Source organism: Chloroflexus sp., assembly GCF_034432675.1.
Taxonomy (GTDB): domain Bacteria; phylum Chloroflexota; class Chloroflexia; order Chloroflexales; family Chloroflexaceae; genus Chloroflexus.
Genome location: NZ_DAOUBI010000231.1, coordinates 1 through 18,842, shown reverse-complemented (window position 1 = coordinate 18,842; position 18,842 = coordinate 1). Strand labels below are relative to the sequence as shown.

General features: G+C 56.4%; 16 protein-coding genes. 6 read left to right on the top strand and 10 right to left on the bottom strand.

What is annotated here, in order from left to right; all coding sequences use genetic code 11:
• Window positions 1–16 precede the first annotated feature (16 nt).
• The 9 genes from VAE55_RS17220 to VAE55_RS17180 all read right to left on the bottom strand — a co-directional run bounded on the left by VAE55_RS17220 (window position 17) and on the right by VAE55_RS17180 (window position 11,569).
• Window positions 17–826 carry a formylglycine-generating enzyme family protein gene (locus VAE55_RS17220; protein ID WP_322816954.1) on the bottom strand — a complete coding sequence of 270 codons (810 nt, stop codon included), beginning with the start codon at window positions 824–826 and terminating at the stop codon, window positions 17–19.
• Window positions 823–1,431, bottom strand: a complete 609-nt coding sequence (locus tag VAE55_RS17215; protein ID WP_322816953.1) for an FFLEELY motif protein — start codon at window positions 1,429–1,431, stop codon at window positions 823–825. Before VAE55_RS17215 ends, VAE55_RS17220 begins: the two co-directional genes overlap by 4 nt.
• The gene (locus VAE55_RS17210) at window positions 1,428–4,769 is read right to left on the bottom strand and encodes a tetratricopeptide repeat protein (RefSeq protein WP_322816952.1); all 3,342 of its coding nucleotides are present in this window, start codon (window positions 4,767–4,769) and stop codon (window positions 1,428–1,430) included. The genes VAE55_RS17215 and VAE55_RS17210 overlap by 4 nt, the downstream gene beginning before the upstream one ends.
• A 604-nt stretch (window positions 4,770–5,373) precedes the next feature.
• Window positions 5,374–5,856, bottom strand: a complete 483-nt coding sequence (locus tag VAE55_RS17205) for a peptidylprolyl isomerase (RefSeq protein ID WP_322816951.1) — start codon at window positions 5,854–5,856, stop codon at window positions 5,374–5,376.
• Between the two features lie 109 nt (window positions 5,857–5,965).
• Complete coding sequence (locus tag VAE55_RS17200; RefSeq protein WP_322816950.1) at window positions 5,966–7,315, bottom strand: vWA domain-containing protein; 1,350 nt, start codon at window positions 7,313–7,315, stop codon at window positions 5,966–5,968.
• A 65-nt stretch (window positions 7,316–7,380) separates the two neighbouring features.
• Window positions 7,381–7,752 carry a hypothetical protein gene (locus VAE55_RS17195; RefSeq protein WP_322816949.1) on the bottom strand — a complete coding sequence of 124 codons (372 nt, stop codon included), beginning with the start codon at window positions 7,750–7,752 and terminating at the stop codon, window positions 7,381–7,383.
• A gap of 26 nt (window positions 7,753–7,778) precedes the next feature.
• Window positions 7,779–9,746, bottom strand: coding sequence for an acetyl-CoA carboxylase biotin carboxylase subunit (locus tag VAE55_RS17190; RefSeq protein WP_322816948.1), 1,968 nt, complete (start codon window positions 9,744–9,746; stop codon window positions 7,779–7,781).
• Window positions 9,728–10,726 carry a TIGR03557 family F420-dependent LLM class oxidoreductase gene (locus VAE55_RS17185; RefSeq protein WP_322816947.1) on the bottom strand — a complete coding sequence of 333 codons (999 nt, stop codon included), beginning with the start codon at window positions 10,724–10,726 and terminating at the stop codon, window positions 9,728–9,730. The genes VAE55_RS17190 and VAE55_RS17185 overlap by 19 nt, the downstream gene beginning before the upstream one ends.
• A 117-nt stretch (window positions 10,727–10,843) precedes the next feature.
• Complete coding sequence (locus tag VAE55_RS17180) at window positions 10,844–11,569, bottom strand: class F sortase (protein WP_322816946.1); 726 nt, start codon at window positions 11,567–11,569, stop codon at window positions 10,844–10,846.
• A 154-nt stretch (window positions 11,570–11,723) separates the two neighbouring features.
• Between VAE55_RS17180 and lipB the strand changes: the two genes are divergently transcribed.
• The 6 genes from lipB to VAE55_RS17150 all read left to right on the top strand — a co-directional run bounded on the left by lipB (window position 11,724) and on the right by VAE55_RS17150 (window position 17,205).
• Window positions 11,724–12,395: a lipoyl(octanoyl) transferase LipB gene (gene lipB, locus VAE55_RS17175; protein ID WP_322816945.1), complete on the top strand. Its 672-nt coding sequence runs from the start codon at window positions 11,724–11,726 to the stop codon at window positions 12,393–12,395.
• A 357-nt stretch (window positions 12,396–12,752) separates the two neighbouring features.
• Window positions 12,753–13,235 carry a carboxymuconolactone decarboxylase family protein gene (locus VAE55_RS17170; RefSeq protein WP_322816944.1) on the top strand — a complete coding sequence of 161 codons (483 nt, stop codon included), beginning with the start codon at window positions 12,753–12,755 and terminating at the stop codon, window positions 13,233–13,235.
• Window positions 13,232–13,993: a GGDEF domain-containing protein gene (locus VAE55_RS17165; RefSeq protein ID WP_322816943.1), complete on the top strand. Its 762-nt coding sequence runs from the start codon at window positions 13,232–13,234 to the stop codon at window positions 13,991–13,993. Before VAE55_RS17170 ends, VAE55_RS17165 begins: the two co-directional genes overlap by 4 nt.
• A gap of 96 nt (window positions 13,994–14,089) precedes the next feature.
• A complete protein-coding gene (gene lipA / locus VAE55_RS17160) occupies window positions 14,090–15,010 on the top strand; it encodes a lipoyl synthase (protein WP_322816942.1) in 921 nt (306 codons plus the stop codon).
• 132 nt (window positions 15,011–15,142) lie between these two features.
• Window positions 15,143–16,555 carry a dihydrolipoyl dehydrogenase gene (lpdA, locus tag VAE55_RS17155; RefSeq protein WP_322816941.1) on the top strand — a complete coding sequence of 471 codons (1,413 nt, stop codon included), beginning with the start codon at window positions 15,143–15,145 and terminating at the stop codon, window positions 16,553–16,555.
• A gap of 155 nt (window positions 16,556–16,710) precedes the next feature.
• Window positions 16,711–17,205, top strand: coding sequence for a hypothetical protein (locus VAE55_RS17150; RefSeq protein WP_322816940.1), 495 nt, complete (start codon window positions 16,711–16,713; stop codon window positions 17,203–17,205).
• Window positions 17,206–17,339: 134 nt separating this feature from the next.
• On the opposite strand, the gene VAE55_RS17145 is transcribed toward VAE55_RS17150, so the two are convergent.
• Window positions 17,340–18,761 carry a pyridoxal phosphate-dependent decarboxylase family protein gene (locus VAE55_RS17145; RefSeq protein ID WP_322816939.1) on the bottom strand — a complete coding sequence of 474 codons (1,422 nt, stop codon included), beginning with the start codon at window positions 18,759–18,761 and terminating at the stop codon, window positions 17,340–17,342.
• Window positions 18,762–18,842: the final 81 nt, after the last annotated feature.

Below are 18,842 nucleotides of genomic sequence, written 5' to 3'. Positions count from 1 at the left end.
AGCGAATGCTCCTTAATTATTCCGGGTCTAGTGCAAGGCGCATGCCCAGAAACTGGTTGTGCATCGTCGGTTGTAGTCGAAAACGACAGGCACAGCGTGCATACCCCTGGGGATTGGCGTAACAACCGCCGCGTAAAATCCGTCTCCCGGTTGCGGTTGGGTCTTCACGTCCATCATCGGGTCGGTAGGGATATTCCCGGTCGAGCGATGCTGTCCATTCCCATACATTACCGGCCATATCTTCAACACCATACGGACTCCGTCCGGCAGGGTAGGTACCCGGCGGGTTAGGTGCTGATCGTCCCCCCTCGCGCGTATTGGCGTAATCGGGATGAAATGTCTCGCCCCACGGGAAGCGCCGATCGTCGGTGCCGCGGGCGGCGTGCTCCCATTCAGCTTCGGTTGGCAGGCGAAAGCACAACACAGGAGGTGGCGTAACCGGCTGACCGTTCGGGTCGATCAGGCGAAGGGACAGACCGGATTGTTGACTCAGCCAGGCGCAGAAGGCCATGGCTTCGTACCAGGTGATGTCGGTGACCGGTAATGCTGCCAGTGTGTCCGGTGGGGTCGTGCCATGCCAGGCGGGAGGTGGTGGCACAGCTCCATCAGCAACAGCGCAGGCGTAGAGGGTGTTACTCAGCGGATGTTGCGCGATTGCGAATGCCGGAAGCGTCAGTTCGTGTTGTGGTGTCTCTTCACGGTAGCTTTCGCGAGTACCGCCATAGTGACGGGCCAGGTCACTGATGTCGCTCACAGGTGTGCCCATGCGAAAGGGACGTGACGGAATGTGTATAAAAACCGGTAATAATTCAGTAAGCCTGCTCATCGTTGATAAATCCGATTGAGCCGATCTAGCTCACGCTGGTAGATCGTCTCGGCGAAATGATTGATGGATGTCACGTTCTGTAAGGCATCATAGCCGCGCCGTAAAAAGGTATGGACATGACCAATACCGGCGAGGCGGGCTATGAAGTGGGAGCGGCGCAGCGCCATCCCCAACACTGCCGAACGCGACAGGTGAAAGACATTGTACAACGTTGTTCTGACCAGTGTTAACTGACGATGGCGATCATTATATTTATCGGCCAGCCGGTAGAAGTATTCATACGTCGGCTCGTCAAAATCGGTGCCTACATTGGCCTGCCACATACGCTGAGCCAGGTCTTCATCGAGTTGATTGGTGAGATCGAGTAATTCCAGTACCTCCTCAAGGTCGCGCAGGCGTACACCGGGGAGCATACCGATAAAATGGTGCAGGCGGCGGCCTTCCTGATCGCGCTGACTGAAATCACGCGGGCCGTACATTTCGTTGAAGAAGAATTCGCCTAACGGTTCGTAGGCCGGCACCTCCGCCAGATCACGGTAATCCCGGCGGAGGCGATTTGATTGAAAAATTTGCAGGGCGATGCGATACTGGCGTAGCGTACTCATGGTAAACGTTCGATTTGGGCAAGTGCACGCTGACCCCACTCGCTGGTTGGTTCCCGACTGATCAGGGTCTGATAGGCATCACGGGCGGCGGCAAAATTGGCCTGATCTTCCGCAATGAGACCACTGTAGAAGATAGCTTCACTGTAGTTTGGGTTGAGAGTAATTGCCTGTTGAATAGCCTGTAAGGCACTTTCACTTCGGCCCTGGGCGTAATAGGCGCGACCCAGCCAGTAGTAGGCTTCGGGAAAGTTGGCTTGCAGTGCGGTGGCCCGATTGAGGTCACGAATGGCCTGGTCGTATTCACCGTTGCGGATGGCGAGCAGGGCACGACGGTAGAAGCTCTCGGCAATGCGATCATTGGCGCCAATGGCTGCATCGTAAGCGGCGCGTGCCTCCGCGAAGCGACCAGCTTCTTGCAACAATTTGCCGCGGAAGAGGTGTGCTTCGGCATAGTTGCTCTTCTGCTGAATAGCTCGCTCTACCGTCTGAAGTGCTTCCTCGGCCCGACCTAATGCGTACTGGGTCTGGGCCAGCCCCAGCAGGGCTTCTGAATATTGCGGTTGCAATTCCAGGGCGCGCTGGTAGGCTGCGAGGGCACGCGCAAGGTTGTCGTTGCGCAAGAGGGCTTCACCCAGCCAGAATTGAGCTGCGGCATTCGTATCACCACCGGGCAGTGCAGCAGCAGTCTCGAAGTAGGCCAGGGCAACTCCCCAATTCCCCTGTCCGCCGGCAAGCTCACCCAGGCCAATGTGGGCGGGAATCGACTGTGGATCGACTGCAATTGCCTGTTGATACGCCTGCTCGGCGGCTGCCAGATCGTTTCGGCGCCGGGCTATCTCGGCCAGGGCGAGAAAGGCATTGACTCGTGCTGAAATCGCTTCCGGGTCGGTGCGGTTGGCGGTTAGATCAAGCGTGCGTTGGGCAGTTTGCGCTGCTGCTTCTAGTCGGTTTCCGTTCAGGTACGCCCGTGCCAGCAATTGATTCACCGTTGTCGATTCAGGATTTCCCGTTAGCGCATGTTCGAGCGCCTGAATCGCTACCGTTGTGGCATTACTGGCAAGGGCAGCCTGGCCGATGCGGATTAAACGGTCAAGGTCATTTACCCCCTGGCCGAGGGCAATCCGGTATTGTTCAATGGCGCGATCGGGCTGATTGAGGGGGCCTTCATACAATTCGGCTAAGCGGAGGCGGGCGTCGAGATTACGCTCATCGAAGGTGAGTGCATCACGTAGCATGCGTTCAGCAGAGGTGATATCACCCAGCCGGATATACGTTTCTCCTAATTCAAAGGCGGCCACGGTTGAACGCGGATCAAGTACGAGCGCATCGCGGTAGACACTTGCCGCTTCGTTGGAATAGCCGGCATCGTTGTACAGCCGGGCCAGTTCAATAGTTGCTTCGACATGTTCGGTGGCTAGGGGAACGAGTAACCGTTCAGCTTCGGCAAAACCGCTGGCACCACTCCGTCGTAGTGCACGTGCAAGATGAACGACGGTGTATGGCGTCTCTTGCCAGTTGACCAGGGCGCGCCAGTGATTAATCGCTGATGACCAGTCGCCGGTATCTTCAGCCACTTGCGCCAGCAACAGGTGGGCCGGGAAGAAGCGATTGTTCCGGTCAAGCGCCTGGCGTAGCCATTGCTGAGCACTTTCGCGATCATTGCGCGCCAGGGCAACCATCCCAATTCCGGCATAGCCGTCGGGAAGCTGTGGTGCGAGTTCAATCACGCGCTGATAGGTCTGGACAGCCTCGTCGTACTGTTCATCCATACGTAGGGCAAACCCAAGCGCGAGCAATGTCATCACATCGTCAGGCTGTTGTTCGCGCAACTGGCGCAATGCTTCTACACTGGGATTACCACTGCCGACGGCACCGAAGAGCGCAGCTATGAATTGATTGAACGGATTTTGCCGGTTGGAATTTTCTACAGACCACAAGACCGCCTCGGTCAGTGCCAGTGATAATCGCTGACGTCGTGCCAGCTCTTCACTTCGTTCAGCCTGACCGGTTGCCATCAGGCCACTACCGGGAAAGATGGCGGCCTGACTGGCTGCTTGTTGGCGCCACAAGGTAACTGCCCGGTTACTCTGTTCAGTTGCTACCCGGAGTTGGTCTCGTGTCTGTCGCAATGTGTCGGCAGAAGGGAGTGGATTGGCCGTTGCCAATGCCCAGTAGAAGGGGCCGGTTATTGGTAACCGTGCTTCGAGGGCGGTCAGCGCACGCTCTTCAGAAAACACTGCATTCAAGCGAGTTTCATACGCTGAGCGAAACGCAACCGGGATACGTGCCGCTGTAGTGGCTCTGGTTGCCTCAAAGCGGGTAAGTGATGCCTGAGCTTCGGCGATACGACCACTCTCGCGATAAGCAGTAGCGATGAGCAGTTCCAGCTCAGGGTCAGGCGACAACAGATTGCGGGCCTGTTCGAGATCAGAGACAGCATCAGATGCACGTTGTTCGCGTAATGCCCACAGCGCCAGATTGACCCGCAGTTGACCGAGATCGCTCCCATCCAGGAGATTGATCGCCTCGGCAAAATAACGTGGTGCCTCAGCGTTACCGGCATCAAGGAGAATGGCTCCGAGGTTACTGGCGAGCAGTGCTCGTTCACCCTGAGCAAGGCTTAGTGCCGTCTGGTATTCCGTTGCCGCTGCACCGTACCAGCCGCGTGCCCACAAGAGATTTCCCCGCAAGACGTGGAGTAAGAGGGGGTGAAGCTGGGGATTATTTTCAACCAGGCTTTGTAGCTGATCAAGCGCCAGATCGGCTTCACCGTGGTGATACGCGGCCAGAGCCAGCAGATACGGAGTCAGGATCGTTTGACCATTGATCGGTTCAGTACTGATGACGTATCGATTAGGGATGGCGAAGCGAATGGGAAACCCGTACCATGCCCGACTAATGTCAATATTGTGTGGCGTATAAATGATTTCGGGCGACAGGCTGGAGCTGTCGATCATACCACCGGCTGCAACCGTTCCCCAGACCAGAAGGTCGGCGTTTGTCTGGCGGGCAAGGGCAAGGGCTTCGGCGCCATTGGTCGGCTTTGTTTCGCTCAAAACGACGTGAACAAGGTTGGCACCTTGATTGCGTAATTGACGTGCCAGCGCGTTGGCGATTTGCTGGCCGGTACGTCCGTCCTGATCGGCGAATGGCGTTACTACGATCACAAAGCGCGGGTCAGCAGGTCGCGAGATGAGGAACAGGACAATGACAACACCTGCGATAAGCAATGCGAGTAGTGGCCAGGGCAGACGCTTGCGCCAGGAGATTGGTTTTCCCGCAGTTGCTTTTTCCGTGACGACCGAATCCGTCGGTTTACGTTGCCATGGCCACCGCATATCCTCGCTCCTTACCACCGTAGACCATACCATCTCCTATTGTAAGCAGTTTTGATGATATTTCAAGCAGTGGGATTGATTCTGACTTTGTTGTTAACAATGAGAATGGCTTACAGGAATTGAACGGTGGTGTGGGGGTGTCCTTATATCAAATCTGGCGTCATAGAATTCAGGCTACGTGATCCGACAATTACCCTGGCAGCGTAGCTGAGGGCGGATGAATTGAGCCGGCATTTTCATTGCCTGAGCAGTAGCATGCTGTGCCTGAGCGGACACCTTTCCTGGAAGGTTGCCCGTGACGCAGCGTTTGGAGTGCGGCAGCCATGCTACCGCACCCACCAGGCTCACGTGGCGGGCGTGTCGTAGCGGTGGGTTTGATGGCAACAGGGATAACGTGTGATCTCGTTGCGTGTATTGGGGCTAACCATGCTTTGCCGGGCACGATTGTTCCTATTGCGTCCAGTAGGGGCGGGAGCGCACGGCAGTGCGCCCCTACTACGTTCGCCACGAATGCCTGTGCTCAGAGTCAGTTTAACGTGATTGAGGTGTGAGAACCTGCAATCCTGGTTCCTGCAATTTTGCCTAACGCTTAAACTAGCTTTACCTACAGCTCCTGCACCGTCACTCTTGTCATTTTGTCGCCTTGTTTAATGGCGTAAACGACATCCATACCGGCGACAACTCGACCAAAGACGGTATGACGGCCGTTCAAGTGTGGCTGTGGCGTGTGGGTAATGAAGAACTGGCTGCCGTTGGTGTTAGGGCCGGCATTTGCCATCGAAATCACGCCGGCTTCATGAGTGAGCGGGTTGCCAACTACCTCATCACGAAACCGGTAGCCTGGGCCACCGCTTCCACGACCGGTGGGGTCACCGCCCTGTATCACGAAATCTTTAATGACACGGTGGAAAGTCAGGCTATCGTAGAACCCTTCGCGTACCAGAAAGACGAAGTTGTTGACGGTGAGAGGGGCATGTTGCGGATAGAGATCAAGTTCAATCGTCCCGCGCGTTGTTTCCATTGTGACCCGATATGTCTTACTGACATCAATCTGCATTGCGGGTGGACTACTCCACTGTTTTGCCACGGTTGTTCTCCTGTGTTATTCGGCGGATACCACTGTTATTATACCTCTCACCAGCGTTAAAAACCTCTTATAGGGAGGATACTGGCTACCCTGCTCAGGCACAAAGGGATCAACTGCGCCACCCTTGTTGTGTTCCCAGCCGACGGGTGGCGTAGGTTAATTCTTTGGCCGAGGGACTCGATTGATGATTGTGGGCAAGTGTCGTTGCTTCTGCCATCGCCAGCGCAGCCAGATCGGGTTCGGCCAGATCGTAGAGGCGATTGGCAAGTTGCCGGAGAGTTTGGACAGCCGTCGCATAATCGCCCTGTTGCCGGGCCTGATCGGCCCGCTGCTGAAGTGTGGCGATGGTGGCCCGACTGATGATCGGCAGAAGTTCTGGTGGTGGGTTGATTGCATTCGGCGAATAATGAGCAACTACGTCGTGAGTGATATGCGACTGACCGCTGTTGAGCTGAAGGCGAGCCAGGCGGCGCTGTTGACCGGCTGCACCGGGTGCAACCAGGAATTCAACCAGAAGCCGCACCTCTTCGCCGTGACGGAGATCACCAAGGTGAATGGTCAGACGCCGACCATGTTCCGTGCTCAGCGGGTTCAGGACGGTGAGTGTTGGTGTCAGGCGGGTAATACGTCGTACACTGACAGTTTGCGGCAGATTGCATTGCAGCGTAAGCGCCTGCGCTGTTGTTTGACGCGCACTCTCAAGTTCGGCAGCAATGATCGCCGGAATCTCGGCAGCGTCATACACAAAACTGGCCCGTCCGCCGCTCAAATCGGCGAGTTGGGTGAGCAGATGTTCTTCAAATGATCCACCGAGGCCAATTGTGCTCAGGCTGATCCCACGGGCTGCCGCCTCTCGCGCCAGCGTCAGACACAACGTCTGATCGGTCGTAAAACCATCGGTGATCAAGACAATCCGTCGCACGGTTGTGTCATCAGCAGTGACAAATTGCGCCAGCGCCAGTTGCAGACCTTGGGCGAGATTGGTGGTTTCACCCAGGCGCAACGCCGGCAGACGGGCAATGGCCGCCACCAGTTCAGCCCGTCGGCTCCCAGGTATCCCAGACGCAAGCACAATTGCATCGCTGGCACAGGCAATCAGTCCCAGGCGGTCGTTGTGATCAAGGCGCTCGATCAGGCTATGTAAGGCGTGGGTGGTATAGTCGATAGGACTTCGATACCGGCTGCGCTGCTCGGATGAGAGCGGATTGTTGAGCTGCCAGACCGGTACCCCATCGACTAAGACTTCGTGAGCACCGCTGCCGCGCACAACGTCGCGAAACTGCTGTTCATTAAGGATTGGGATGCGCATTGAGCGGCTGGCGTCGGCAACAATGGTCATGTGAAGCGGCAAACCGGTCGTACCGGCTGCCGCGATGGTGAGGTGTAGATACGCGACTTGCGGCTGGTTGAGTGCCGGAATAGCGATTAGCTCAGGTGTACAGCGTATATGCAGCGGCATAGGCTGCTGTCCTCTACTAGTATCCTGCTGGTTTCGTCGATGTTGATGCAGGTGGTTGGTATATGTCAATTACACTCTGCCGGTAATGGTTGATCGCTGAACGTAATCTCCAACACAGTTCCATTGTTGTACGTCGTCACCCTTCGCGTGCGGGGGATTGATACCAGTTCATTGGAACCGGCGATACGAATACAAGAATCGACACTCGTCGTTTCAACCGTCTCGCGAATGCCGCCGCGTGTGAAACCGACGATATATTCCTGGGCGATGGCCAGCTTAACCGGCTGGAGAAGTCCGACGCCAAGGAGACCTAAGGCCAGTATTGCAAACATGAAGAGCCATACTGTGCAACCAATCCGACGCTTTGGTTTCGCCGGAGGTTTCTGATTGGCAGTTGCCGGTGGTTTGGCAGGTTGAGTAGCCTGTTGCGATGCCATACGTTGCCTGTTATCTATCAGAGTAACTATTCCGATACCGATGATATTGGTTCAAGGTCAATGAGGTGAGCACCAGCCGCGACGCTGGTACCGGCCTGGTAGGGTAGACGACGGACAATGCCGGCATACGGAGCGACGACTGTGTGCTCCATCTTCATCGCCTCCAACACCAGCAGTGGTTGCCCTTCGCGTACCTGCTCGCCGACGGCAACGTGGATACGCACAATGGTGCTGGGCATCGGCGCAGTGAAGCTGGCCGCATTCTGATCACCACTGCGCGTCACGCTATCGGCGGTCAAGGGAGCGGGGCGGGTAAGATGGTACGCTTCACCACGCCATGCAATCAGCCAGCCGTCATCGGCCTGCGCAAAGAAGAACTGCTGGCGTTGCCCATCAATGTCCAGAGCCAGTTCGTGGTCACCACGATAGACCAGTGTTGTCTGCACACTCCAGCCATCGCCATGGATATGCCAGCCGCCGGTTGCCGGCGCTACCCGCAGGCAGTGATCGCCATGGGAGCTAAAGGTGAGCGGAATGGTGTCGCCACCCAGACGCCAGACCCTGGTCAGCGGATTGCGAGCCGGTGGTTCGGCGGTAACTGTCAGGACGGCGGCAGCGACCAGCACTTCGCACGGTGGTGATGCGGGTGGCGGTACCAGTCCTTCGTGTTCGCTCAGGAAGCCGGTATGGGTAGCACCGGCGGCAAATGCCGGGTGCCCGGCAATCGCCTGCAAGAGCGGTAAATTGGTCGTTGGCCCCAGCACCGCCATCTCGCGCAGCACCCGGCGCAGCCGGGCAATCGCCTGCTGACGATCAGCCCCGGCCACAATAATCTTGGCCAACAGCGGGTCATAATGGACGGTCACTTCATCGCCGCTGGTCAGGCCGGCATCTACACGCACGCCCGGCCCTTGTGGCGGCACAAACAGCGCCACCTTCCCAACCGCCGGCAGATAGGTGCGAGGGTCTTCGGCGTAGAGACGCACTTCAATTGCGTGACCGCGCACCGTGACATCCTCTTGTCGGAACGGAAGAGGCTGACCGGCGGCAATCGCGATCTGCAAGTGCACCAGGTCATAACCGCAAATCAGTTCAGTGACCGGATGCTCAACCTGCAAGCGAGTGTTCATCTCCAGAAAGTAGAATTCACCATCTGGGGTAAGAATGAATTCAACCGTACCGGCATTAACATACCCTGCCGCTCGTGCGACTGCCACCGCAGCCTGGCCCATCGTGTTGCGTAGAGCAGGGGTCAGCGCCGGCGATGGTGCCTCTTCGACCACCTTCTGGTGGCGGCGCTGGATCGAACAGTCGCGCTCGCCGAGGTGAACTACATTGCCGTGCTGATCGGCCAGCACCTGAATCTCAACATGGCGGGGGCGGAGGACGAGACGCTCGATGATCAGCCGGTCATCGCCAAACGCGGCACGGGCTTCACGGCGAGCACCTTCAATAGCGGCGGGTACTGCGGCCAGATCACCAACGGAACGCATACCTTTACCGCCGCCACCAGCACTCGCCTTGATCAGCAGTGGTGGCCCGATACGGTGCGCCTCGGCCAGTAGTCGCTCATCACTCTGATCCTCACCATCATACCCCGGCACAACCGGCACACCGGCAGCCTGAGCCAGCGCACGTGCTTCAGCTTTACCACCCATAGCGGCAATGGCAGATGGTGGCGGTCCGATAAACGTGATCCCAGCCGCTGCACACTGTTCGGCCAGTTTGACACTTTCGCTGAGAAAGCCGTAGCCGGGGTGTATGGCCTGGGCACCCAGTTGAAGCGCTGCTTCAACAATTGCCTCGGCACGCAAATAGCTTTGTGCGGCAGGGGGTGGGCCGATTAGGGCGGCAGCATCGGCCATGCGCACGTGCAGCGCACCGGCATCGGCAGCCGAGTAGACAACCACCGGGCTAATGCCCAGTTCGCGACAGGCGCGGATAATACGCACGGCAATCTCGCCGCGATTAGCGATCAGGATACGGTTGAACATGGGCGTAATTTGGGCAAAACCGCTTCTCCGTAGGCTTTAATCCATTCCGCTTGATTGCGACCAACGTTATGCACATAAATCTCGTCGAAGCCGAGATTGATGAACTGTTGCAGGTGAGCGCGATGCTGGTCGAGATCGGATGAAATTAGTACCCGACCACGAAAATCTTCCGGGCGTACCAGCCTGGCCATCGCGGCAAAATCCTCCGGCGAGCGAATATCCTGTTTGGGGAAGTTCATGCCACCGTTTGGCCATTCAGTAAGCGCATTCTGCAACGCCTCTTCATCGGTTGGCGCCCACGAGACGTGCAACTGCAACAACTTGGGCATCTGATCGGGATCTTTTCCGGCTTCGCGGGCACCGGCGGCGAAATCGGCCAGGATGCGGCGCAGTTTGTCGGGGGCAGCCCCCGGCGTGATCAGGCCGTCACAGGTGCGCCCTGCCCAGCGCAGCGTTTGCGGGCCGGTAGCAGCAATGTAGATCGGTACTGGTTCTTCGGGCAGCGTCCAGAGCCGGACTTTGTTCATCCGAAAATAACGACCCCGGTAACGGGTCTCTTTGCCGCTGAGCAGCTTCTGAATAATCTCAGTTGCTTCCTGAAGCATCTCGAAGCGCACGAGCGGTTCCGGCCATTCCCCGCCAACCACATTTTCGTTCAGCAATTCACCACTACCCAACCCCAGCCAAAAGCGACCGGGGAACATTGCACCGAGTGTCGCTGCGGCCTGGGCAATGACCGCTGGATGAGTACGGAATGAGGGGCAGGTAACACCTGGCCCAAACCGATGATTCGTCACCACTCCCAGGGCACCCATCCAGCTATACACGAACGCATTATGGCCCTGAGCCGGCACCCATGGCTGAAAATGATCGGCAGCCATCACACCCCGAAAGCCGTATTGTTCGGCCAGCCGACAATGTTCGAGGAGTTTATTGGGATGGAACTGTTCCAGTGCTGCTGATAAACCAATCGTTGCCACGTGATCTACCCTTGTATTGTATTCAGCGAGGTCTGTTGCATAGTATACCACGGTGGTAAGGACTCTTCCGCGATAAGCACTCTCGCAAACAACTGGCGTTGGGTGGGTACGGCCTTGCTATGGCGCTGGTACTGCAATCGTGATCAGGCGATGCGTCAATTCCACATTCCCATCAACAATCACCCGATCCCCAATACACGAGACCAGGGTGAGCCGTTCGTCGCCGGTTGGCAGAATGTACTGCACTTGATCGGGGGTAACCCGCTCTTTGCGAGCGACAACGTAGCGAAAAGCGGTGCCGTCGGCGCTGTAGAGCAGAATTTCGCTACCGATCTGCAACCGATCAATGTTAGCAAACGGGGCAGGAATCTGGGGGGCTTTGCGAAAGCGTAAGACATGACCCCATAGGACGATATTTTCGCCCTGTCCCGGTTTGGCGCTGTAGATGTACCAGCCGACATCGTGGTCAGGCACAATGGGAATATTTTGGGCGTCCAGTCCGACCGGTATCAACTCGCGGTTGAGACTAATCTCTGGAATGACCAGGCGCACCGGGGTGCGGTCGCCAACCGGTGGCAGGGTTGGTGGCGGGATTGGGGTGATTGATGAAGCAGGAGTGAGTTGCAGGGTTGGGGTAGCTGATGACGTCGCCGTGGCGGTGGGGGCGTGGGTTGGGGTTGTCGATGGGGTGGGCGAAGGTTGGAGGCTGGGGCTTGACAATTGCTCCGCTGTCGGCGTTATGGATGCTGCCGGCGTAGGTGATGGCACGGTAGCGCTGGTCGTCGTTTCACCGCATGCACTCAAGAGAAGATAACCGGTCAGGACGATCAACAAAACTCGCATCACGATCCACCTCGCTATATTCGGTGCCCTTTTCAGCCTACCACAATTCAGAGTTGGTGCCCACAGGCAATCTTCCCGGCAGGGCGACGGGATCGGTTATACTGAAAAAGATGCCGTTAGCAACACCCGGAGGATTGCAGGAACGATGCTCACCATGCGCACGTTGACGGTTCATTATCTGGGGCAAATAGCCTACACCGCCGCCTGGGACATCCAGCGTCAACTAGCTACCGAGCGGTCGCGTGGGCAGATTGGCGATACACTGCTCGTGTTGGAGCACCCGCCGACGATCACGCTGGGGAACAAGGCCCGACCTGATCATGTGTTGGCGTCACCTGCCGAACTGGCCGCACGCGGTGTTGCCGTGGTGCAGAGTGATCGGGGGGGCGAGGTGACCTATCATGCACCGGGTCAATTAGTTGCCTATCCGATCTTCAAACTCTCGCAGCATGGGAGCGATGTGGGCCGCTACGTGCGCGGTTTGGAAGAGAGTGTTATTCGCGTGTTAGCCGGTTATGGTCTGGTTGGCGAGCGGGTTGCCGGATTGACCGGGGTCTGGGTGCGCAACGGTGCGGCGAAGATTTGTGCCATTGGCGTGAAGCTCAGCGCGAGTGGGGTGACAACCCATGGCCTGGCGCTCAACGTCGATCCCGATCTCAGCGGGTTTGACCTGATTGTACCCTGTGGTATCACTGATCGCAGCGTGACCTCGCTAGCGTTTGAACTGGGTCAGGCACCGTCACTCGCTGAGGTAGCCGAGCGTCTGATCACACAGATAAGCGACGTCTTTGCTCTTGAACCGCGGGTTGAAGCGCTGGTGATGTAAGTATTTGGGCGGTGTTGCATCCCAGAAGCACCGAGCGTACAGCGGGTGGTGGCAGATACATCAGGTGGTAACTTGGTTTGCGACATTCTATTATACGTGGTATAGTACTTGCAAACCATGCTCCATGTTTGAATTTCTCCGTTATTGCCACGCGTTCTTTCTGTCATTTTAGATTGAAGGTACGGTAACAAATCCTATTCAGATCATATTTTGTTGGGTAAATATTTGTTATCCGATAATAACAAAGATTTTCTCTAGCGATATATGCTAATACTGTAGCTACTTCGCTACAAATATTTCATTGTTAACCGGACATCATACTGTTGGTTTGCTTGAAATGATCTGGAGGCATAGCGGATGGAGGATATTACGCAGGAAATTACGCATGATCTTGGGTTTGGAATTATGCCGAACGTCTTTGCATACGCTAAAAGTACCGATACCCAGATCGCTCTTTGGAAGGCGTTTCGCCACATGGTTTTACGAGGGGTGTTACCGCGTACTGTAAAAGAAATGATGGGTGTGATCATTTCACAGGCACGTGGATCGCGATATGCCGCCGAAATTCATCTCCACGCGCTCATGGTGCAGGGGCTGGAAGCAAAAGTTCTTGATGCGTTACGTCGCGGAGTTATTATACCGACTCTACCGGGTAAAGTTCAGGCACTCCTTCAGTTCGCTCAGTCCGCTGCGGTTTCACCGCATCCGCAGCTTTTGGCCGGACTCCAGGCTGTAGGGTTGAGTGAGGTAGAGATACAGGAAGCGGTTGCCGTGGTGGGGGTCTTTACATTGATCAACAATTGGACAGATATGCTGGAAATCCCTGTTGACCCACTATGATAACACGAACTGAGTCATTGCTGATTCGTTTACTCCTCTTACACGAAGCAGCGACCGGCTACACAAACCTCAGCTTTGCCGAAGTTCTTGAGCATGCTCGCCGTTGGGTGAGCTGGATATTTGAGCGCGGCCATCTTGAGGTCATCGATCCCTCCTCTACAGTGATTGAGCAGAAGTTTCCAGTTCGTGGCCGGGTAACGGGAGGGTATGGCATTAGCTTTTCTGGCCCGCCGTACCCGGTTTATGTTCGGCTGGTATTGCCTAATACTGACGATCCGGATGAGTTGCGGATGGCAGCTCTCTATTGCGATTATCTGTTTGCTGCACTCCAGGCTGCCGGCTATCGAGAAGAACTTGATCGTCAGGCTCGTTATGATTGGTTAACCGGTTTAGGGAATCAGCGTGCACTTGAGCGACGGTTAAAAGGGGGATTGCCTGCAGATTGGGGTGTAGCGTTTCTCGATCTCGATAATCTGAAAAGGGTAAATGATTCTCAGGGGCATCTGGCCGGCGACCAGTTGCTCCAGCGTTTCGCCAACGCGCTTCGGCAGGCGGCGTTTGAAGCGTTTCGGCTGGGTGGGGATGAGTTTGTTGTTCTGTTGACCAGACAGCAGAAAGCAGCATTGCTGGAAGCAATAAGCCATTTTCAAGTTAGCTACGGTTTCGCCTGGGCTGATGAGGATGAATGCACAAATTTGCTGCAACGGGCCGATCAGCGTATGTATGCCCAAAAATACCACAAAAAGACCAGTCGCTAACTTTCTAATAATATGCGGTACAATAAGTATGCCAATCGAAATCGTTATCGTTGATCGTCCGACCCGGTCGGCGATCACTGGAAGGCGAGAACGCCAATGGCAGAACTTATTCCGCTAAATGAGGTAGGTGTCACGCAACCGGCATCGGATGCATCCACTCGGCCACGTCGCCCAGAGTGGCTGAAAGCGCGGGCACCGGGTGGTGTGAACTATCACGATGTGTTGCGCTTGATGCGCGAAAAGAATCTGCATACGGTCTGCGAAGAAGCCCGCTGTCCAAATATCGGCGAGTGCTGGAACCATCGCACCGCCACCTTTCTCTTGCTCGGTGATATTTGTACCCGTGGTTGTCGCTACTGCGCTATCGGTAAAGGGAAACCAAAGCCAATTGACGAGAACGAGCCGGAGCGGGTTGCCGAGTCGGTTGCTCACCTGAAACTCAAGTTTGCCGTGCTCACGTCGGTCAACCGTGATGATGTGCCCGACGGTGGTGCGCATATTTTTGCCCGTACTATCGAGCTTATTCGCCAGAAGGTGCCTGATTGCAAGGTAGAAGTGCTCATCCCTGACTTCGATGGTAATTGGGATGCACTGGCGACGGTGCTAGCCGCCGAACCCGATGTGCTGAACCACAATATCGAGACGGTACCGCGCCTGTTCCGGCGGTTTCGACCACGCGCTAAATTCGAGCAGAGTATTGAATTGCTGGCCAGAGCACGGGCTGCTCGCCCCAAGCTGGTTACCAAGAGTGGCATGATGGTCGGTGCCGGTGAGACCAACGAAGAGGTGTACGAGGTGATTGATCGTTTGCGCAGTGTTGATGTGAATGTGCTGACGATTGGTCAGTATCTGGCACCCGATGCGAGCTATTGGCCGGTGCATCGCTATGTCACGCCCGCCGAGTTTGCTGAGTTTCGCAGCTACGCGCTGGCCCGTGGTTTTACGCACGTTGAAAGCGGGCCGCTGGTGCGGTCGAGTTACAATGCCCATCTGCACGTGGGTGCTGCCCAACATTAGACGCAGGATTGCTCGCGCAGGTAGCAACAGAGTACCTGCGCGATTGCCTATCATTTCAATGCTGTTGTATCTTTTGGTAACGGCATCTGAGTGTTGCGTTGTCGTGATCAGATGAGATGAAAGGATAGTTCCGTGAGTGAGCAAGTATACGATCTCGTGGTACTTGGTTCAGGGCCGGGCGGGTACGTTGCTGCCATCCGTGCTGCCCAACTGGGTGTGAAGACAGCGATTGTTGAGGTGAATGCCCTGGGTGGCGTGTGTCTGAATATCGGCTGTATCCCAACCAAAGCACTCTTGCACAGCGCCGATCTACTTGAAGAGGTGAAGGAGGCGAAGCGTTTTGGCATTACCGTCGAGAACGTCGCCTTTGAGCTGGCCGGGGCAATGAAGCACAAAGATACGGTCGTCAAGCAGAGCACCGATGGCGTGGCGTTTTTGATGAAGAAAAATAAGATTGAGGTAGTGGCCGGACGGGGCCGCCTACTTGGCCGCGGTCAGGTGCATGTGCAGTTAAACGAAGGTGGTGAGCGGGTTCTGGCGGCCAAACATATTATTGTCGCTACCGGTGGTCGGCCACGTCCCTTCCCCGGTATTCCCTTCGATGGCGAGCGGGTGCTCTCTTCGACCGATATGCTTTACTTGAAAACGGTACCGTCCAGTCTGCTAGCTATTGGTGCCGGAGCCATCGGGGTTGAATTCGCCTCGATGTTCCGTTCGTTCGGCAGCGACGTGACGATTGTTGAAGCCTTACCCCGCATTGTGCCGAATGAAGACGAAGAGGTCAGTGCCGAGTTGACCAAGGCGTTTCAGCGCCGAGGGATCAAGATGCTAGCCGGGGCAAAGGTCGAAGGGGTGGATGTTGGCGGCGAGAAAGTGGTGGTCACCGTGGTTGATAGCTCTGGCAAGCCACAGCAGATTGCCGTCGAGAAGTTGCTGGTCTCGATTGGCATCGCTCCCAACACCGAGAATATCGGCCTGGAAGAGGCTGGCGTTAAGGTAAACAATCGCGGTTTCATCGAGACCGACGGTTTCCTGCGAACCAGTGCCGAGGGTGTCTACGCCATTGGTGATTGTACCGTCAATACCCCCTGGCTGGCGCATAAGGCCAGCGCCGAGGGGATTCTGGCCGCTGAACATATCGCCGGTCATCACGTGACGCCGATTGACTACGGAAAGATTGTTGCCTGTACCTACTGCAACCCTGAAATTGCCAGTGTTGGTTTGACCGAGGCAAAGGCACGCGAGCGTGGCTACCAGGTGAAGGTAGGCAAATTCCCCTTTTCGGCCAACGGCAAAGCGCGGGTGCTTGGTCAGACCCGGTTTGGTTTCATCAAGCTGGTTGCCGATGCCCAGTATGATGAGATTTTGGGTGTGCATATGATCGGCCCGCGGGTCACTGAAATGATCGCCGAAGGTGGCATTGCCCTCAGCCACGAAGCAACCGGTGAGAGCATGATGCAGACGATCCATGCTCACCCGACGCTGTACGAGGCGATTGGTGAGGCTGCCCATGCGCTGGTGCACGGTGCGCCGATCCATCTGTAATCCACGCCGGGCATTGGTCAAGAGACGTTACGTTAGAATTGCGTATTTTTACCCTGCATAGATAGGTTTTTTGTGCCGGTGTACACTATCATAAACTGTGGCAGCCAACCTGCCACAGTTTATGTTTTTGCGTTAGCCGGAGCAGGAAGATTGCTATGCGCCGAATAATGTCGCTCCTCATCTTATTGATCGTTCTTACCGGTTGTGCCGGTCGCTCCTTCATTCCCGAGCCAGCACTGGCCCCACCTGACGCACCTGTAGCGTTGCAATACCTATTACCGCCGACATTTGCCGATGATTATGATGTCTTACCCGAACCGGTACCATTTGCCGATGAACGTGGGTTTTTGGTGGCAATCCGCCCGCACGGTGGCTCGGCGACGATTATCATCGGTGGTGGCACGCCGGCTCGTGCAGTGTGGGAGCAGAATCAGCCAGTTGAAGGGAGCGACCGGATTAAGAAGACCCTGTTACGCGGCGTGCAAGGCGTGGCTGTGGTCGATCCTTCGCTGATCACAATGGCCTGGGTTGCCGGTGGCGTCCCTTATTTTGTCTCGGTTACGACTGCCGATGACAAGACAGTGCAAATCTTCATCAATGCCCTGGCCGTATACGATCTCGATACCTGGCGGAATCGGGTTGGTCGTTAGGTGGTTGATAGGCAGAGGCTGGATTGCGGGTCAATCATCTCTCAGGCAGACGTAGCACAGGTCACAGCCTGTGCTACGTCGATGACCTGACCTCACATTGTCCCCTGGAGATACCGTCTCTTATGCTGTAACGGCTACGCAGCAACACGTGTAGCCGTGACCTGCATCAGCTCCCACAAGGCCACAACATCGGCGTGTTCAGTTGGCTCGGCGCCGATACTTACCCGCACCATCCAGCGTCCATCGAGCACTGCTGGCGTGAGGTAGGCTGCCCCGCTAGCGTTAATCATACCGACCCAGCGTAATGTGTGCTGATCGAGCGCCTCTCCCGTCAGTCCGGGTGGTTCGTGGCGGACACAAACCGTTTGCAGCGGCACCGGTGCCAGGCGTCGCCAGGGTGGTGTTGCATCGACTTGCGCAGCCAGCCAGCGTGCGTTAGCCAGATCGCGCCGCAGGCGAGCGCGTAAGCCCTCGGCACCTTCACAGCGCAGGAGAAAGTAGAGTTTCAGCGCCCGGAAGCGCCGACCGAGCGGAATTCCCCAATCACGGTAGTTGGTAACCGTACCGTCGGCACTGGTTTGCAGATAGCTGGGATTAGTAGACATAACTCTGATCAGATGCTGTGGGTCGCGCACATAGTACAGCGAACAATCGAATGCCGCTCCCAGCCATTTGTGCGGATTGAGTACCAGACTATCGGCCTGTTCGACCCCCTGCCAGAGCTGCCGACATTCGGGCAAGATCATCGCCGATCCGGCCATTGCGGCATCAACGTGCAACCAGATACCCTCGCGCTGACACAGAACACCAATCGGTTCGAGCGGATCGCATGCGGTTGTCGCAGTTGCGCCAATGCTGGCCACAACGGCACATGGCACCCGTTCGGCGGCGCGGTCAGCAGCGATGGCCGCTTCGAGGGCATCCACGCGCATGGCAAACTGATCGTCAACCGGAATTAGCCGAAGATTGTCGCGCCCGAAACCGGCCAGAAGCACCGCCTTTTCGACCGAGCTGTGGCTTTGGGTTGAGGTATACACTACCAGCGGTGCCGGCAGCGCCTGTAGCCCGCCACGCACCTGACAGTGGTCGGTCGCACGCTCACGGGCACAGAGCAGTGCGACCAGCGTACTGGTGCTGGCGGTGTCCTGAATAACGCCGCGCCACATCTCGCTTAAGCCGAGCAACTGCCGCATCCAATCGGTGGTCAGCTCTTCCAGTTCGGTTAATGGCGGGCTAGCCTGCCAGTTGAGTCCTAACTGACCGAGACCGCCGCTGAGCATATCGCCAAGCAATGACGCCAGACTGGCATTGGCCGGGAAATAGCCAAAGAATCGTGGATGTTGCCAGTTGGAAAGGCCAGGGATAATCAGGCGTTCAATATCGGCCAGAATATCTGTGGCCGGTTCGGGATGTTCAGGTGGATTGGCCGGAAGCCGACTACGTAACTCACCGGGGCGTAACTGTGACCAGACCGGGCGCTGAGCAATAGTCGCACGGTAATCGGCAATCATATCGATAATCTGATAGCCGAGACGACGAAATTCATCAGGCTGCATACAGTGCTGCTATCAAGAAAGTGCACACACGTGCGCACTCTTCTCTTCCTGCCCCGAGTGCCTTGCGGCTGACTCGTATCT

Coding starts and splice junctions, on each gene's coding strand:
- lipB (WP_322816945.1), top strand. CDS start 11,724: ATGCGCACGTTGACGGTTCATTATCTGGGGCAAATAGCCTACACCGCC.
- VAE55_RS17170 (WP_322816944.1), top strand. CDS start 12,753: ATGGAGGATATTACGCAGGAAATTACGCATGATCTTGGGTTTGGAATT.
- VAE55_RS17190 (WP_322816948.1), bottom strand. CDS start 9,746: ATGTTCAACCGTATCCTGATCGCTAATCGCGGCGAGATTGCCGTGCGT.
- VAE55_RS17210 (WP_322816952.1), bottom strand. CDS start 4,769: ATGCGGTGGCCATGGCAACGTAAACCGACGGATTCGGTCGTCACGGAA.
- VAE55_RS17200 (WP_322816950.1), bottom strand. CDS start 7,315: ATGCCGCTGCATATACGCTGTACACCTGAGCTAATCGCTATTCCGGCA.
- lipA (WP_322816942.1), top strand. CDS start 14,090: ATGGCAGAACTTATTCCGCTAAATGAGGTAGGTGTCACGCAACCGGCA.
- VAE55_RS17195 (WP_322816949.1), bottom strand. CDS start 7,752: ATGGCATCGCAACAGGCTACTCAACCTGCCAAACCACCGGCAACTGCC.
- VAE55_RS17180 (WP_322816946.1), bottom strand. CDS start 11,569: ATGCGAGTTTTGTTGATCGTCCTGACCGGTTATCTTCTCTTGAGTGCA.
- VAE55_RS17150 (WP_322816940.1), top strand. CDS start 16,711: ATGCGCCGAATAATGTCGCTCCTCATCTTATTGATCGTTCTTACCGGT.
- VAE55_RS17165 (WP_322816943.1), top strand. CDS start 13,232: ATGATAACACGAACTGAGTCATTGCTGATTCGTTTACTCCTCTTACAC.
- VAE55_RS17215 (WP_322816953.1), bottom strand. CDS start 1,431: ATGAGTACGCTACGCCAGTATCGCATCGCCCTGCAAATTTTTCAATCA.
- VAE55_RS17220 (WP_322816954.1), bottom strand. CDS start 826: ATGAGCAGGCTTACTGAATTATTACCGGTTTTTATACACATTCCGTCA.
- VAE55_RS17145 (WP_322816939.1), bottom strand. CDS start 18,761: ATGCAGCCTGATGAATTTCGTCGTCTCGGCTATCAGATTATCGATATG.